This window comes from Mesorhizobium sp. P3_A8 (assembly GCF_056402995.1).
Genome location: NZ_JBFUGI010000007.1, coordinates 169181 through 185619 on the forward strand (window position 1 = coordinate 169181; position 16439 = coordinate 185619).

Consider the following 16439-nt stretch of genomic DNA (forward strand, 5'->3'; position numbering starts at 1 on the left):
AGTCTTGAGAATGGAATCCAAGCGTTTTCCTCGGGTCAATTCATTGACAGTTTCGCCCGATAATCCCGAGGGTGAGCGTTTGAACAACAAGGCGGATGGCCAGCGGGCCGGCGCGGCCAGGGCTGGCAATCCCCCGCCGCCTCTCGATCTCGGCGGCAACGAAAGCCCGGCCTGGCAGGACTATTTCTTCCTGGCGCCCAATGTGCGGTTCACGCGCACGCCGGACTATGAAGCCAGCACACGTCAGCCGCGCCAGATTACCCCCGAGCAAGGCGAACCGCCGGCGCGGCAAGCAGTCGCACAGCCTGCTGCGGCGCCGTCGTCCGCAGTCTCGCCCCCGTCATTGTCGGCGGCGGTGCAAAGCCGGAATTCGGCTTCGGTGGCCGCTCGGCCACCTGCGGACAACAGAGCCGCGACGCATGGGAGGCCGCCAGCACCGGGTGCGGCAGCCGTTCCGCCAAGGCATGTTGGCGAAGATGCACGGGCTGCTGCGCCGGCGGGTGCGAGAACAGCGGTCGCGGCACGTGCATCCGCACCGGCATCGTCTGCCCAGGCAATGGCGGCGCCGGTCAAAACAACAGGTCGCGAAACCGTACGCTGGCCCTATCTGTCGAATCACGTCTTCTTCGAACTCATGGCGCCTTACATGATCGAGAGCCCGTTGCCGGCGCCGCGGGCGGTTCCGGCTTCGCGCCCGGCAGCGCCGGTTGTCTCCCCACGGGTCGACATCCGCGCCGCCACGGCCGATCCGACCGCGTTGTTCCGGATCATTGAATGCCTTCCAGGCCAGCAGGCTCCGTCGACCTTGCCGGAAGTCCGCCCTGCCAACTCGAACGAAGCGGTGGTTCAACCGGCAGCGAGCAGCGCACCGCAACGGACCCGGGTGAAGGTGGCAATTCCGTCTGCTGTCAGCAACGGCGTTCCGGCGCAGGTCACGCAAGGCGCGGAGGAGACCGTGTCTGCTCCGGCAGCACGCGTGTCTTCGCCGCTGCCCGTGGTCGGCAAGATCGTGCCGGCCACGACAGGCGAGGCGTATGAACTTCCCTCGGAAGAGCTGCTGCAGCGGCCGCCGGAGGGACAGGGTTTCTACATGTCGCAGGAGCGGCTTGAGCAGAATGCCGACCTGCTGGAAAGCGTCTTGGAAGATTTCGGCGTGCGCGGCGAGATCATCCACGTTCGCCCCGGTCCGGTCGTCACGCTCTATGAGTTCGAGCCGGCGCCGGGCGTCAAATCCTCGCGTGTCATCGGGCTCGCCGACGACATCGCCCGCTCCATGTCGGCGGTTTCGGCGCGCGTCGCCGTCGTGCCCGGCCGCAACGTCATCGGCATCGAGCTTCCCAACGAGACGCGCGAGACCGTCTATTTCCGCGAACTGATCGAATCGGAGGGTTTCCGCAAGACCAGCTGCAAGCTGGCGCTTTGCCTCGGCAAGACGATCGGCGGCGAGCCTGTCATCGCCGAGCTGGCGAAGATGCCGCATCTGCTCGTCGCCGGCACCACCGGCTCGGGCAAGTCGGTTGCCATCAACACCATGATCCTGTCGCTGCTCTACCGGCTGAAGCCGGAAGAGTGCCGGCTGATCATGGTCGATCCCAAGATGCTCGAACTCTCGGTCTATGACGGTATCCCGCATCTTCTGACCCCCGTCGTCACCGATCCCAAGAAGGCGGTTACCGCGCTCAAATGGGCGGTGCGCGAGATGGAGGACCGCTATCGCAAGATGGCGCGGCTCGGCGTACGCAATATCGACGGCTACAATGAGCGCGCCGCCCAAGCCCGCGACAAGGGCGAGGCGGTCGTCATGACCGTGCAGGCCGGCTTCGAAAAGGGCACCGGCGAGCCGCTGTTCGAGCAGCAGGAAATCGACCTTGCGCCGATGCCCTACATCGTCGTCATCGTCGACGAGATGGCCGACCTGATGATGGTCGCCGGCAAGGAGATCGAAGGCGCCATCCAGCGCCTGGCGCAGATGGCGCGCGCCGCCGGCATCCACCTGATCATGGCGACGCAGCGCCCCTCGGTCGATGTCATCACCGGCACGATCAAGGCCAACTTCCCAACCCGCATCTCCTTCCAGGTCACCTCGAAAATCGACAGCCGCACCATTCTGGGCGAGCAGGGCGCCGAACAACTGCTTGGCCAGGGCGACATGCTGCACATGATGGGTGGCGGCCGCATTTCTCGCGTGCACGGCCCCTTCGTGTCCGACGCGGAGGTCGAGCATGTCGTGGCGCATCTGAAGGCGCAGGGCCGCCCGGAATATCTGGAAACCGTGACAGCCGACGAGGACGAGGAAGAGATCGAAGACGACCAGGGCGCGGTCTTCGACAAGGGATCCGTTGCCGCCGAAGACAGTGATGCCGCCTATGACGAGGCGGTCAAGGTGGTGGTGCGAGACAAGAAGTGTTCGACGTCGTACATCCAGCGCCGCCTCGGCATCGGCTACAACCGCGCCGCATCGCTGGTCGAACGCATGGAAAAGGAAGGGCTGGTCGGCGCGCCCAACCATGTCGGCAAGCGCGAGATCATCATGGGGCGGCGCCCGCCGGTAGCCGCGCCTGACGATGACGGCGCGGAATGATCGGCGGCCCTTTCGGCGATAGGGCTTCTTCTGACGCGTAATAAAAAAGGCCGGTTGCCCGGCCTTTTCTCATTGAAGCAGTGCGACCTCAGCCGATCTTCTGGCCGGTCTTTGCCCAGTCTGCGGCGAACTGGTCCAGGCCCTTATCGGTCAGCGGGTGCTTGACCAGCGCCTTCAGCGTCGCCGGCGGTGCGGTCACGACGTCGGCGCCGATCAGGGCGGCCTGCTTGACATGGTTCACCGTGCGCACCGAGGCGACGAGGATCTCGGTCTGGAAATCGTAATTGTCGTAGATCTGCCGGATCTCCTGGATCAGCTCCATGCCGTCCGAACCGGTGTCGTCGACGCGGCCGACGAAGGGCGAAATGAACGAGGCGCCGGCCTTGGCGGCGAGCAGCGCCTGGTTGGCCGAGAAGCACAGCGTGACGTTGACCATGCGGTTCATCTGGGTGCGGATCGTCTTGCAGGCCCTCAGGCCGTCCAGCGTCAGCGGCACCTTGATGCAGACATTGGGGGCGATCTTGGCCAGCACCTCGGCCTCCGCCATCATGTCCTTGTACTCGCTCGCCACGACTTCGGCCGAGACCGGGCCGGCGACGATATCGCAGATCTGTTTGGTGACGTCGGCGATCTTGCCGCCGGATTTGAGGATCAGCGACGGATTGGTGGTGACGCCGTCGAGCAGCCCCAGATCGTTGAGCTCACGGATATCCTTGATATCGGCGGTGTCGACAAAAAATTTCATGGCGGGTCTCCTGACGATTTCGTCGTGCTTGGGAAGGCACGTTCAGCGTTGCTCTTTGATCTAGACCAAAGTCGGGGCAAGGTCACGCCTCATGATCGAAGATTCGCCCTTTGTCGCAGCCGCACCGGTGCTGGTGCCGATGCCTGCCGAACGCCCCTACACCTATGCCGTGCCGGCCGGCATGCGCGTGGTGCCGGGCTCGATCGTGCGCGTGCCGCTCGGGCCGCGCCAGGTTGCCGGCATCGTCTGGGATGGCGCGGTCGAGAATATCGACGCGAAAAAGCTGCGCCCGATCGAACAGGTTTTCGACTGCCCGCCGATCGACCGCGCCATGCGTCGTTTCGTCGATTGGGTGGCGCAGTACACGCTGTCACCACCCGGAATGGTGGCGCGGATGCTGCTGCGTGCGCCGGAGGCCTTTGATCCGGAACCCTGGATCGAGGGGCTGCAGCGCACGCTCATTGTTCCCGACCGCATGACCGATGCGCGGGCGCGCGTGCTGGAAACGGCCGAGGGCGGGCTGGCCTGGACACGCTCGGGTCTGGCGCACGCCGCCGGTGTGTCGTCGACGGTGATCGAGGGGCTGAAAGCGCAAGGCGTGTTCGAGACGGTGATGATCCCGCCGCGCCCGGTGGTGGCCGCGCCCGACTCGAGCTATGCCATACCGGAATTGATGCCGGATCAGAGCGACGCGGCGCTGATGCTGCGCGCCAATGTCGCGGCTGGCGTGTTCAATGTCGCGCTGCTCGACGGCGTCACCGGCTCCGGCAAGACCGAGGTTTATTTCGAGGCGGTGGCGGCCGCGCTCGACCAGGGCAAGCAGGTGCTGATCCTGCTGCCGGAAATCGCGCTCACCCACGCGTTCCTCGAACGCTTCCAGCAGCGCTTCGGCGCCAAGCCGGGCGAATGGCATTCAGACCTGCCGCCCAGGATGCGCGAAAAAGTCTGGCGGCAAGTGGCGGAAGGCAGCGTGCGCGTCGTTGCCGGTGCCCGCTCGGCGCTGTTCCTGCCGTTCAAGGAGCTTGGCCTGATCGTCGTCGATGAGGAGCACGACCCGGCCTACAAGCAGGAAGACCGGGTCTTCTACAATGCGCGCGACATGGCAGTGGTGCGCGGTCACATCGGCAGCTTTCCGGTCGTACTGGCGTCAGCGACACCTTCGGTCGAAAGCCGGGTCAATGCGAGCCAAGGCAAATACAACAGAGCCGTTCTCTCTGCCCGTTTCGCCGAGGCCGCACTTCCGCAGCTGAAGTCGATCGACATGCGCCGCGCGCCGCCGGCGCGGGGCGGCTTCCTGTCGCCGGTGCTGCTCGACCATATGCGCAAGACGCTGGAAAGGAAGGAGCAGTCGCTGCTGTTCCTCAACCGGCGCGGCTATGCGCCACTGACGCTGTGCCGGGTCTGCGGCCACCGTTTCGGCTGCCCGGTCTGCTCGGCCTGGCTGGTCGAGCATCGCTTTCGCGGGCAATTGGTCTGCCATCATTGCGGGCACAATGAGCGCCGCCCCGAAGCCTGCCCGGAATGTGGCACGCTCGATCATCTGGTCGCTTGCGGGCCGGGCGTCGAGCGCATCGCCGAGGAGGTCGTCACGCATTTCCCCGACGCGCGCACCATCGTTTTGTCATCCGACCTGATGGGTGGGGTGCGGCGGCTGCGGCTGGAACTGGAGGCGATCGCCGATGGCGAGGCTGACATCGTCATCGGCACGCAGCTGGTCGCCAAGGGGCACAATTTTCCCAATATGACGCTGGTCGGCGTCGTCGATGCCGACCTTGGCCTTGCCAATGGCGACCCGCGCGCCGCCGAGCGCACTTTCCAATTGCTCAGCCAGGTCACGGGTCGCGCGGGACGCACCGGCAAGAAGAGCCTTGGCCTGCTGCAAACCTTTCAACCCGAGCATCCGGTGATGCGGGCGATCGTCTCGGGCGATGCCGAGGCCTTTTACGAGCGCGAGATCGCCGAGCGCGAACGGGCGGCCTTGCCACCGTTCGGCCGGCTGGCCGGCGTCATCGTCAGCGCGGTGACGCGGGCTGAGGCCGAGGGCCATGCACGCGGCCTGCGCCGCGCCGCGCCCGAGGCGTCAGACCTGTTCGTGCTGGGGCCGGCCGAGGCGCCACTGTCCTTGCTTGGCGGCCGCCATCGCTTCCGCCTGCTGATCCAGGGCGAACGGCGCGCCGACATGCAAGGCTTTATCCGCGCCATGCTGGCCAACGGACCAAAGCAGCGCGGCTCGGTCAGGGTCCAGGTCGACATCGATCCGCAGAGCTTTTTGTAAGGTCGCGATATCGGCGATACGGTGCAGGCCAGCGAGAAACGGAAGATTACATGAAAACCCTTGGCCTTCTGGGCGGCATGAGCTGGGAATCGACGGCCATCTACTATCGCCTGCTCAACGAGATCGTGCGAGAGCGCCTCGGCGGGCTGCATTCGGCGAAACTGCTGCTCTGGTCGTTCGACTTTGCCGAGATCGCCGAGCGCCAGCATCACGGCGACTGGGACGGCGCCGGCGTGCTTCTTGTCGAGGCCGCGCGCAAGCTCGAGGCGGGTGGTGCGGAAGGCCTGCTTCTGTGCACCAACACCATGCACAAACTGGCCGACCAGGTGCAGACGTCCGTCTCCATCCCGCTGATCCATATCGCCGACGCCACCGCGATCGCGGTCAAGCGTGCCGGCATGCAGCGCCCGGCGCTTTTGGCGACGCGCTTCACCATGGAGCAGGATTTCTACAAGGGCCGGCTCGCCGATAAATACGGCCTGTCGCCAGTGGTGCCCGATGCCGCAGGCCGCGACATGGTGCATCGCGTCATCTATGACGAGTTGTGCCAGGGCATCGTCACCGACGCCTCGAAGACGGCTTACATAGAAGAGGCCGAACGCCTGCGCCGGGAAGAGGCTGCCGACAGCATCATCATGGGCTGCACCGAGATCACCATGCTGATCGGACAGGGCGATTTCGACATTCCGGTTTTTGACACGACACGCATCCATGCCGAGGCGGCAGTGGAATTCGCTCTGGGTTGATGCGGCTTTCCTAAAGTGCCCGGAGCCATCTGGCGCGGCTTTTTTCCTCCGCTAGAATGCCCGCAATTTCAAAACAGGCATTTTGAGGGGATAGTATGGATTTTGCGCTTCCGTGGCCGACGAGCCAGGGCGAATGGCTGGCCTGGTCGAGCGCCGTCTTCACCGTGCTGCTTGGCCTTCTGTTTTTTCTGGCGCCTGGCCTCGCCTTCCGCATCCTGCGCCTGCAGGCCAAGCCCGAGAAAGCAGCGGCGATTGCCGAGGGGCGGGGCAGGATGTCGGGCTTTTATCTCGGTGTCGGCCTGTGCTGCATCCTCTTGGCGCAGCCGCTGGTTTACATGGCGCTCGGCTTCTCCTGGCTGTTCACCGCCTTCGGCCGGCTGCTGTCGATGATGTCGGATGGCGCCAACACACCTTTCAATTGGGTTTCCATTGTGGTGGAATTGGTCTTGGCGGCATTGCCGCTCGCCTTTGCCTTCGGCTTTGTGCCTTGAATCCTTAGCTATTCCGGGGCGCAGGGCGAGACTCTTTTGCCGGATGCGACAATAGTGCCTGAAAACCATGCGGAACGACGCATTGCGGTCTTAAAATGCCTGTGCTAGACGGCAATCGACTTTCGGCCGGGGATAGCGGAAGCCGCGCCTCCGTGCTTGAAAAAATGCAGTAAGGTCAAAGATTTAGCCAGAGTTTTTGCTCGCGCCAACAATCTGCGGCCTGTCAGACAAGAGAAAAGACGGTCCGTGGCTCAATCGTCATCGCCAATCTCAGGTGTTGCAGAACGCTACGCGGGTTCGCTGTTCGAACTCGCGCGGCAGGCAAATTCGGTCGCCAAGGTCGAGGCCGACCTCAACAGTTTCGAAGCCATGCTCGAAGGCAGCGCCGACCTGACCCGCCTGATCAACAGCCCGGTGTTCTCCAGCGAGGACCAAGCCAAGGCTATCGCTGCGATCGCCGACAAGGCGGGGATTACCGGCCTCGCCGGCAATTTCCTGCGCGTCGTCGCCCAGAACCGGCGGCTGTTCGCCGTTCCCGGCATGATCAAGGCGTTCCGCCAGATTGCTGCCGAAGCGCGTGGTGAGACCACTGCTGATGTCACGTCGGCACATGAGCTGACGGCGGCCCAGCAAACAGAACTGAAGGCCGCGCTGAAAAGCGTTGCCGGCAAGGACGTGGCCATCTCCGTCACCGTCGATCCGTCGCTGCTCGGCGGGCTGGTGGTCAAGATGGGCTCGCGCCAGATCGATACGTCGCTCAAAACCAAACTCAATTCGCTCAAGCTTGCACTGAAAGAGGTCGGCTGATGGACATCCGCGCCGCGGAAATTTCCGCAATTCTGAAAGACCAGATCAAGAATTTCGGCAAGGAGGCCGAGGTCTCCGAAGTCGGACAGGTGCTGTCCGTCGGTGACGGTATCGCCCGCGTCTACGGCCTCGACAATGTCCAGGCCGGCGAAATGGTCGAATTCCCCGGCGGCATCCGCGGCATGGCGCTCAACCTCGAAGCCGACAATGTCGGCGTCGTCATCTTCGGTGCCGACCGCGACATCAAGGAAGGCGACATCGTCAAGCGCACCGGCGCCATCGTCGACGTTCCGGTCGGTCCAGGCCTGCTCGGCCGCGTCGTCGACGCGCTCGGCAACCCGATCGACGGCAAGGGCCCGATCAAGGCGACCGAACGCAAGCGCGTCGACGTCAAGGCGCCCGGCATCATCCCGCGCAAATCGGTGAACGAGCCGATGTCGACCGGCCTCAAGGCCATCGATGCGCTGATCCCGGTCGGCCGCGGCCAGCGCGAGCTGGTCATCGGCGATCGCCAGACCGGCAAGACCGCCATCATCCTCGACACCATGCTCAACCAGAAGTCGGTGCACGACAACGGTCCCGAGAAGGAAAAGCTGTACTGCGTCTACGTCGCCGTCGGCCAGAAGCGCTCGACCGTCGCGCAGTTCGTCAAGGTTCTGGAAGAGCGCGGCGCGCTCGAATATTCGATCATCGTCGCCGCCACCGCTTCCGACCCGGCGCCGATGCAGTTCCTGGCGCCGTTCGCCGGCGCCACCATGGGCGAATATTTCCGCGACAACGGCATGCACGCGCTGATCAGCTACGACGATCTGTCGAAGCAGGCCGTCGCCTATCGCCAGATGTCGCTGCTGCTGCGCCGCCCGCCGGGCCGCGAAGCCTATCCTGGCGACGTTTTCTACCTGCACTCGCGCCTGCTCGAGCGCGCCGCCAAGCTCAATGACGATCTGGGCGGCGGATCGCTGACCGCTTTGCCGATCATCGAGACGCAGGCCAATGACGTGTCGGCCTACATCCCGACCAACGTGATCTCGATCACCGACGGCCAGATCTTCCTCGAAACCAACCTGTTCTTCCAGGGTATCCGCCCTGCGGTGAACGTCGGCCTCTCGGTCAGCCGCGTCGGCTCGGCCGCGCAGATCAAGGCGATGAAGCAGGTTGCCGGCTCGATCAAGGGCGAGCTCGCGCAGTACCGCGAAATGGCGGCCTTCGCGCAGTTCGGCTCGGATCTCGATGCCGCCACGCAGCGCCTGCTCAACCGCGGATCGCGCCTGACCGAACTCCTGAAGCAGCCGCAGTTCTCGCCGCTGAAGACGGAAGAGCAGGTCGCTGTGATCTTCGCCGGCGTCAACGGCTATCTCGACAAGCTGCCGGTCAACCAGGTCGGCAAGTTCGAGCATGGCCTGCTCAGCCACATGCGTGCGGCGGGCAAGGACGTTCTCGATGCCATCCGCAAGGAAAAGGCACTGTCGGACGATCTGCGCGCCAAGCTGAAGGCCGAGATCGACGCTTTCGCCAAGACCTTCGCCTGAGCGAAGCGACAAGACGGGATCAGGTTTGAAGCATGCCTTCATTAAAAGACCTTCGTAACCGTATCGCCTCGGTCAAGGCGACGCAGAAGATCACCAAGGCGATGCAGATGGTCGCCGCGGCGAAGCTGCGCCGTGCGCAAGAGGCCGCGGAAGCGGCGCGCCCCTATTCGGAGCGCATGGGTTCCGTGCTGGCCAACATCACCCAGGCGATCGGCGGCGGCGGCGATGCCCCGGCGCTGATGACCGGCACCGGCAAGGACAACGTGCACCTGCTCGTCGTCTGCACCGCCGAGCGCGGCCTGTGCGGCGGTTTCAATTCGCAGATCGCCCGTCTTGCCCGCGACCACATCCGCCGGCTTTTGGCCGACGGCAAGCAGGTCAAGATCATCTGCGTCGGCAAGAAGGGTTTCGACATCCTGCGCCGCGATTACGCATCGATGATCATCGACCGTGTGGATCTGCGCGAGGTCAAGACGCTCCGTTTCGTCAACGCCGACGCGATCGCCAAGAAGGTCATCCACCTCTTCAACGAGGGCGGCTTCGACATCTGCACGCTGTTCTATTCGCAGTTCAAGTCGGTGATCAGCCAGATCCCGACCGCACAGCAGATCATTCCGGCCGGTGTGGCTTCGGCTCCAGCCGAGGCGGTGGATGGCGGTAACGCCGTTTACGAATACGAACCGGAGCCGGGCGAAATCCTCTCCGACCTCATCCCGCGCAACATCTCCGTGCAGGTTTTCCGGGCGCTGCTCGAAAACGCCGCCGGCGAAATGGGCGCCAAAATGAGTGCCATGGACAATGCGACGCGCAACGCCGGCGAGATGATCAACAAGCTGTCGATCACCTACAACCGCCAGCGGCAGGCGCAGATCACCAAGGAACTGATCGAAATCATTTCGGGCGCCGAAGCGCTCTAGGCGCGGTCCGCGGGTCATCGACCCGCGACCGGACCGCGTTAGAAACAAAGGACGAAAAAGGGTAAAGACGATGGCGAAAGCAGCGACCCCCAAGACGGCGGCCCCCAAGGCAGCCGCCGCAAAGACCGCAGCCCCGGCGAAGGCAGCCAAGGCTCCGGCGGCAGCCGCGAAGGCAGCTCCGGCAAAGACGGCGGCAGCGCCGGCCAAAACCGCGGCGGCCAAGACTTCGGCTGTTGCCACCAAGGCAACCGGCGTTGTCGGCAAGGTTCGCCAGGTCATCGGCGCCGTCGTCGACGTGCAGTTCGGCGATCACCTGCCGGCGATCCTGAACGCGCTCGAGACGACCAATGTCGGCAACCGCCTGGTGCTCGAAGTTGCCCAGCATCTCGGTGAAAACACCGTGCGCTGCATCGCCATGGACTCGACCGAAGGTCTGGTGCGCGGCCAGGAAGTGCGCGACACCGGCGCGCCGATCACCGTTCCGGTCGGCCCGGGCATGCTCGGCCGCATCATCAACGTCATCGGCGAGCCGGTCGACGAAGAAGGCCCGGTCGATGCGACCGAAATGCGCTCCATCCACCAGCCGGCTCCGACCTATGTCGAGCAGTCGACGGAAGCACAGATCCTGATCACCGGCATCAAGGTGCTCGACCTGCTGGCGCCTTACGCCAAGGGCGGCAAGATCGGCCTGTTCGGCGGCGCCGGCGTCGGCAAGACCGTGCTGATCCAGGAGCTGATCAACAACATCGCCAAGGCGCATGGTGGTTATTCGGTGTTCGCCGGCGTTGGCGAGCGCACCCGCGAAGGCAACGATCTCTATCACGAATTCATCGAATCCGGCGTCAACAAGAAGGGCGGCGGCGAAGGTTCCAAGGCCGCGCTCGTGTACGGCCAGATGAACGAGCCGCCGGGCGCGCGCGCCCGCGTCGGCCTGACCGGTCTGACGGTTGCGGAATATTTCCGCGACCAGGGCCAGGACGTGCTGTTCTTCGTCGACAACATCTTCCGCTTCACGCAGGCGGGTTCGGAAGTGTCGGCTCTGCTCGGCCGTATCCCGTCGGCCGTCGGCTATCAGCCGACGCTCGCCACCGACATGGGCGCGCTGCAGGAACGCATCACCACCACCACCAAGGGTTCGATCACCTCGGTGCAGGCCATCTACGTGCCCGCCGACGACTTGACCGATCCGGCGCCGGCGACCTCGTTCGCTCACCTTGACGCGACGACGACGCTCAACCGCGCGATCGCCGAAAAGGGCATCTACCCCGCGGTCGATCCGCTGGATTCGACCTCGCGCATGCTCGACCCGCTGGTCGTCGGCGACGAGCATTACGGCGTCGCGCGCCAGGTGCAGTCGATCCTCCAGCGCTACAAGTCGCTGCAGGACATCATCGCCATCCTGGGCATGGACGAGCTGTCGGAAGAGGACAAACAGACCGTGGCCCGCGCCCGCAAGATCGAGCGCTTCCTGTCGCAGCCGTTCTTCGTCGCCGAAGTGTTCACCGGCGCGCCGGGCAAGCTGGTCGACCTCGCCGACACCATCAAGGGCTTCAAGGGCCTCTGCAACGGCGACTACGATCACCTGCCGGAAGCCGCCTTCTACATGGTCGGCGGCATCGAGGAAGCGGTCGAGAAGGCACAGCGCCTGGCGGCTGAAGCAGCTTAATCAAGCGAATAGCGGATAGGGAGTAGCGAATAGGGCAAGGTGAGCCGAGCGAGTTTCTTCCCTACTCGCTACTCACTATTCCCTACTCGCTAAAGTGATCATGGCTGAAGCTTTCAAATTCGAACTGGTCTCGCCGGAACGCCTGCTGGTTTCCGAGCAGGTCGAATCCGTCGTCATTCCGGGCGCCGAAGGCGAGATGACGGTGATGGCGCATCACGCGCCGGTCATGACAACGATCAAGCCGGGTGTCGTCACGGTGAAGACCGCGTCGGGCGGCGAAGAACGCTATGTCGTGTTCGGCGGTTTCGCCGACATTGTTCCAGCCGGCTGCACGCTGCTGGCGGAATCGGCAGTAGCGGTGAAGGATGTCGACCGTGCCGACCTCACGCGCCGCATCCAGGAAGCCAAGGAAGACGCCACTGATGCCAAGGACGATCAGACCCGCAGCAAGGCGGAACAGTTCCTTAGCCAGCTCACTACACTGGAAGGCGCGCTCCTGCCGGCGTAAAAGTCGGTTTGGATGACTTGATGAAAAGCGGGGCCTTGCCTCGCTTTTTTGTTTGTTGGACAGTCCGGCTGACTTGGCGTGGGGGGACAGCCGATGACGCAGGAAGCAGACCAACCAGAAACGGCTTCCAGATCCCGGTGGTCGACGGCGCTGGTGTCGGCCTTTGGCGGACCGTTCGGCGGATTTCTGTGGATCGGCGCCGGCAGGCTGGCGCTCGCCAGCCTGGTGGCGGTCAGCGTCCTCAGTCTCGCGATCATCTACATCGGCTTTCCGGTGCTGCCCGGCGTCGATCTTACCTGGCTGGCCAATCTTTCAAGTATCGGCTTGATGATCTTGTGGGTGGCGCTTGTCGTGCCCTTCGCGTCCCGGTTCAAGCCGGACAAATGGTACGCGCACGGGTTTTGGGTGCTGGTGCTCGTCTTTCTCTCCTCACCCGTGCCCGCAATGGTGATCCGTTCGTTTCTATTCCAACCGTTTTCGATTCCGTCCGGCAGCATGGTGCCGACATTGCAGGAAGGCGACCATCTCTTCGTCTCCAAATTCGCCTACGGCTACAGTCGCTACAGCGTGCCATTCAATCTGCTGCCGATAGAAGGACGCATATTCGGCGCGGAGCCCAAGCGCGGGGATGTCGTGGTGTTCAAATTCCCGCCAGACCCCAGCGCGGATTACATCCAGCGGATCGTCGGTCTTCCCGGCGACAGGATTCAGATCGTCGACGGTGTGCTTCACATCAACGATGTGGCCGTCGGCCTTGAGGATGCCGGCACGTTCTCGTACGAGGAGAGGCCAGCCAAGCTTCAACGGGAGACCCTGCCGGGGGGCGTCAGCCATTTCGTTCTCAACCTGACGGACAACTCGATTGGTGACAATACGCGTGTGTTCGAGGTGCCCGAAGGCCATTATTTCGTACTGGGCGACAACAGGGACAATGCCTCCGACAGCCGGTTCACGGTAGGCTTCGTTCCCTACGAAAACCTTGTCGGCAAGGCCGTGCGATTGTTCTGGAATTCGCAAGGCACGGATTACGCGTCCCGGCAGACGTTGGACGGTTCGGCTGCCAGATAGGCCCAAACCACATTGGGTCCGACTCGACTACTCGCTTCCTATGCCGAGCGCAGCGAAGGCCAGGGTGGGACCATCCCGTCGCAGGTGGACGAGATGCACGGCCACGAGTTCGATCAGCGTCTGGCGCTCGGCGTGCTCCCCAGCGAAGCCGGCAAGGTCGAACACCGCCGTCACGGTCTCATTCGCCGGTAGCTGTTGGCTCAAAAGCGCCGTCAGTGCCGCGTCGAGCGGATCGGTGAAATGGTTTTCGGGCAAGGTGTTTCCGCGCGCGGCGCAGGCGGCGATCCAGGCGGCAACCACCAGAGTGAGATGCACGAACTCGGTACCGGCTTCGAGGCACTCGAGGGCGGACGCGATGATGCGCTGGGGCAGCTTCTGGCTGCCATCATTGGCGATCTGCGCGGTGCGGTGGGCGAGCGCGGTGTTTGAAAAACGCTCGGCAAGCTCGGCTGTATAGGTTTTTGTGTCGAGTCCGGCATCCTCCGGCAATGTCGGGATGGCTTCGGCCCAGAGCCCGTCGACGAACTGCCGGATCGCCGGATCGGCGAAGGCGCGGTCGACCGTGGCGTGGCCGCTGAGCAGGCCGAGATAGGCGATGCCTGAATGCGCGCCGTTGAGCAGCCTGAGCTTCATGTCCTCGAAGGGGGCGACATCCCCAACCATGGTAACGCCGAATTTCTCCCAAGCCGGCCGACCCGCCGGAAAATTGTCTTCGATGACCCATTGGCGGAAGGGTTCGGTCATAACAGGCCAGGCATCCTCGACGCCGAGTTGTCCCGCGATCCGCGCCCGGTCGGCATAGGTTGTCGCCGGCACGATGCGGTCGACCATGCTGGAGGGAAACGCGACTGCATCGGCGATGTGACGGGCGAGCCCGGCATCGCGCAACGCCGCGAATTCGGTCAGCAGCCGGTGCAGTGTGGCGCCATTGGCCGGCAGGTTGTCGCAACACAGCACGGTAAAGGGCGGTGTTCCCGCGGCCAGCCTTCGGGCAAGCGCTTCGGTCAGAAAACCATGCGCGGTCTTTGGCATCCGCGGATTGGCCAGATCGTGGATGATGTCGGGATGGCTGGCGTCCAGTCCGCCGCCCGCCGCCCTGAGATAGGCCTTCTCGGTGATCGTCAGCGTGACGATGCGGGTGCGAGGATCGGTCAGCGCGGCCAGCACCGCACCGGGGTCTTCCGGGGCCACCAGCAGCGACTGGATCGAGCCGATGACGCGCAGCTCCTCCTCGCCACTGCTGCGGATCGCCAGCGTGTAGAGCCCGTCCTGCGGCGTCAGCGCGTCGCGCGTGTCGGGGCTGCGCAAGGAGACGCCAACGATGCCCCAGTCCGTTTCGCCTGCAGCCAGGCAGTCGTCGACATAGGCGGCCTGATGGGCGCGATGGAAGGCGCCGACACCAAGATGCACCATGCCTGGGGTAACCTTGCCGCGATCATATAAGGGGATTTTGGTCCCCTCGGGCAGCTGTTGTAGCGTGGCGTCGGACAGATGGCTTCTGGTCATCACGATACCGGGGCTGAGGGCTTGGGGACGCGGCGGATGACAGGCGGCGTAACACCTGTTTGCGCCTGCCGCAAGGATGCCGCTTTGCCAGCGCACATTGACTTCGCCTTGGCCCGAACGTACCGGTATCCAGACTGGAAGGAGCCGCTTTCCCCATGGTCGCGCTGACCGATCCGGACCTGCTGTTTCCATCCGAAGCGCATTCGCGCTCGCTTGCCCGCGACCTCTATGCCGGCATCAAGAACCTGCCCATCGTCAGCCCGCACGGCCACACCGATCCGCGCTGGTATGCGCTCAACGAGCCGTTCCCGGATCCGGCGCAATTGCTCATCGTGCCCGACCACTACATCTTCCGCATGCTGTTCAGCCAGGGCGTGCGGCTCGAGGATCTCGGTGTGGCGACCCTGGACGGCGCCCCGGTCGAGACCGACGGCAGGACGATCTGGCGGCGCTTTGCCGAGCACTATTATTTGTTTCGCGGCACGCCGACCCGGCTGTGGCTCGATCATGTGCTGGCCGATCTGTTCGGCATTGAAGAGCCGCTGAGCGCCGAGACCGCCGACCGCCATTACGACACGATCGCGACGCTGCTGCAGTGGGAGAATTTCCGCCCGCGCGCTTTGTTCGAGCGCTTCAACATCGAGGTCATCGCGACGACGGAAGGCGCGCTCGACGACCTGAAATGGCACCAGATGATTCGTGACAGCGGCTGGGAGGGCCGCGTCATCACCGCTTATCGGCCGGACGCGGTTGTCGATCCCGATTTCGAAGGGTTTGCGGCCAATCTCGACCGGCTCGGCGAGATCACCGGTTGCGATACCGGCAGCTGGGCTGGCTATCTCGACGCGCATCGCCAGCGCCGCGCCTTCTTCAAGAGCTTTGGCGCGACCTCGTCCGACCACGGCCATCCGACGGCCGAGACCGCCAACCTTTCCGATGCGGCTGCCCAGGAGCTGTTCAACCGCATCCGCCACGGCTCGGACGATGAGCGCGAGCGAAAGCTGTTCCGAGCCCAGATGCTGACCGAGATGGCCAAGATGAGCCGGGATGACGGGCTGGTGCTGCAGATCCATCCTGGCTCCTGGCGCAATCACTCGCCTGGCATCTTCCAGAAGTTCGGCCGCGACAAGGGTTTCGATATTCCGACGCGGACCGACTATGTGACGGCGCTGAAGCCGTTGCTCGACTGCGTCGGACTGGAGCGCGACCTGACAATCATCGCCTTCACGCTCGACGAAACCAGCTACGCACGCGAATTGGCGCCATTGGCCGGCGTCTATCCGGCGCTCCGGCTCGGGCCGGCCTGGTGGTTCCACGACAGTCCGGAAGGCATGCGCCGCTTCCGCGAGATGACAACGGAGACGGCCGGCTTCTACAACACTGTCGGCTTCAACGACGACACCCGCGCCTTTCCCTCGATCCCGGCCCGCCACGATGTGGCGCGTCGCGTCGACTGCGCCTTCCTGGCGCGGCTCGTCGCCGAACACCGGCTGCGCGAAAACGAGGCGCATGAGCTGGCCGGTGAATTGGCCTATACGCTCGCCAAGAAAGCCTATCGGCTCTGATGCATGCCGATGCGATTACCGTTGGCCAGCCGTCG

Annotated in this window: 13 protein-coding genes; 11 read left to right on the top strand and 2 right to left on the bottom strand. The window is 64.1% G+C overall.

Features of this window, described 5'->3' with window-relative positions; genetic code table 11:
* Positions 1-10 precede the first annotated feature (10 nt).
* On the top strand, positions 11-2581 hold the full coding sequence (locus AC1DX4_RS18245; protein WP_477221619.1) for a DNA translocase FtsK: 2571 nt from the start codon (positions 11-13) through the stop codon (positions 2579-2581).
* Positions 2582-2669: 88 nt separating this feature from the next.
* Here the strand turns inward: AC1DX4_RS18245 and fsa are convergent, their stop codons facing one another.
* The gene (gene fsa / locus AC1DX4_RS18250) at positions 2670-3326 is read right to left on the bottom strand and encodes a fructose-6-phosphate aldolase (protein ID WP_477221620.1); all 657 of its coding nucleotides are present in this window, start codon (positions 3324-3326) and stop codon (positions 2670-2672) included.
* 91 nt (positions 3327-3417) lie between these two features.
* Here fsa and AC1DX4_RS18255 point away from each other — a divergent pair, with 91 nt between their 5' ends.
* The 9 genes from AC1DX4_RS18255 (at position 3418) to lepB (ending at position 13333) form a co-directional block, all read left to right on the top strand.
* On the top strand, positions 3418-5601 hold the full coding sequence (locus AC1DX4_RS18255) for a primosomal protein N' (protein WP_477221621.1): 2184 nt from the start codon (positions 3418-3420) through the stop codon (positions 5599-5601).
* 50 nt (positions 5602-5651) lie between these two features.
* Entirely contained in the window at positions 5652-6347 is a 696-nt protein-coding gene (locus tag AC1DX4_RS18260) for an aspartate/glutamate racemase family protein (RefSeq protein ID WP_477221622.1), read from the top strand.
* Between the two features lie 95 nt (positions 6348-6442).
* On the top strand, positions 6443-6838 hold the full coding sequence (locus AC1DX4_RS18265; RefSeq protein WP_069090425.1) for an AGROH133_08824 family phage infection protein: 396 nt from the start codon (positions 6443-6445) through the stop codon (positions 6836-6838).
* A gap of 246 nt (positions 6839-7084) precedes the next feature.
* Entirely contained in the window at positions 7085-7645 is a 561-nt protein-coding gene (locus AC1DX4_RS18270) for a F0F1 ATP synthase subunit delta (protein WP_477221623.1), read from the top strand.
* The gene (gene atpA, locus AC1DX4_RS18275) at positions 7645-9174 is read left to right on the top strand and encodes a F0F1 ATP synthase subunit alpha (RefSeq protein WP_172222567.1); all 1530 of its coding nucleotides are present in this window, start codon (positions 7645-7647) and stop codon (positions 9172-9174) included. The genes AC1DX4_RS18270 and atpA overlap by 1 nt, the downstream gene beginning before the upstream one ends.
* Before the next feature lie 32 nt (positions 9175-9206).
* The gene (locus AC1DX4_RS18280) at positions 9207-10091 is read left to right on the top strand and encodes a F0F1 ATP synthase subunit gamma (RefSeq protein ID WP_027043027.1); all 885 of its coding nucleotides are present in this window, start codon (positions 9207-9209) and stop codon (positions 10089-10091) included.
* A gap of 70 nt (positions 10092-10161) precedes the next feature.
* On the top strand, positions 10162-11757 hold the full coding sequence (gene atpD, locus AC1DX4_RS18285; RefSeq protein ID WP_477221624.1) for a F0F1 ATP synthase subunit beta: 1596 nt from the start codon (positions 10162-10164) through the stop codon (positions 11755-11757).
* 100 nt (positions 11758-11857) lie between these two features.
* A complete protein-coding gene (locus AC1DX4_RS18290) occupies positions 11858-12265 on the top strand; it encodes a F0F1 ATP synthase subunit epsilon (RefSeq protein WP_477221625.1) in 408 nt (135 codons plus the stop codon).
* Positions 12266-12592: 327 nt separating this feature from the next.
* Positions 12593-13333: a signal peptidase I gene (gene lepB / locus AC1DX4_RS18295; protein ID WP_477221815.1), complete on the top strand. Its 741-nt coding sequence runs from the start codon at positions 12593-12595 to the stop codon at positions 13331-13333.
* A 27-nt stretch (positions 13334-13360) separates the two neighbouring features.
* Here lepB and AC1DX4_RS18300 read toward each other — a convergent pair whose 3' ends face one another.
* Complete coding sequence (locus AC1DX4_RS18300) at positions 13361-14839, bottom strand: mannitol dehydrogenase family protein (protein WP_477221626.1); 1479 nt, start codon at positions 14837-14839, stop codon at positions 13361-13363.
* A gap of 155 nt (positions 14840-14994) precedes the next feature.
* Here AC1DX4_RS18300 and uxaC point away from each other — a divergent pair, with 155 nt between their 5' ends.
* A complete protein-coding gene (gene uxaC, locus AC1DX4_RS18305; RefSeq protein ID WP_477221627.1) occupies positions 14995-16404 on the top strand; it encodes a glucuronate isomerase in 1410 nt (469 codons plus the stop codon).
* Positions 16405-16439 lie beyond the last annotated feature (35 nt).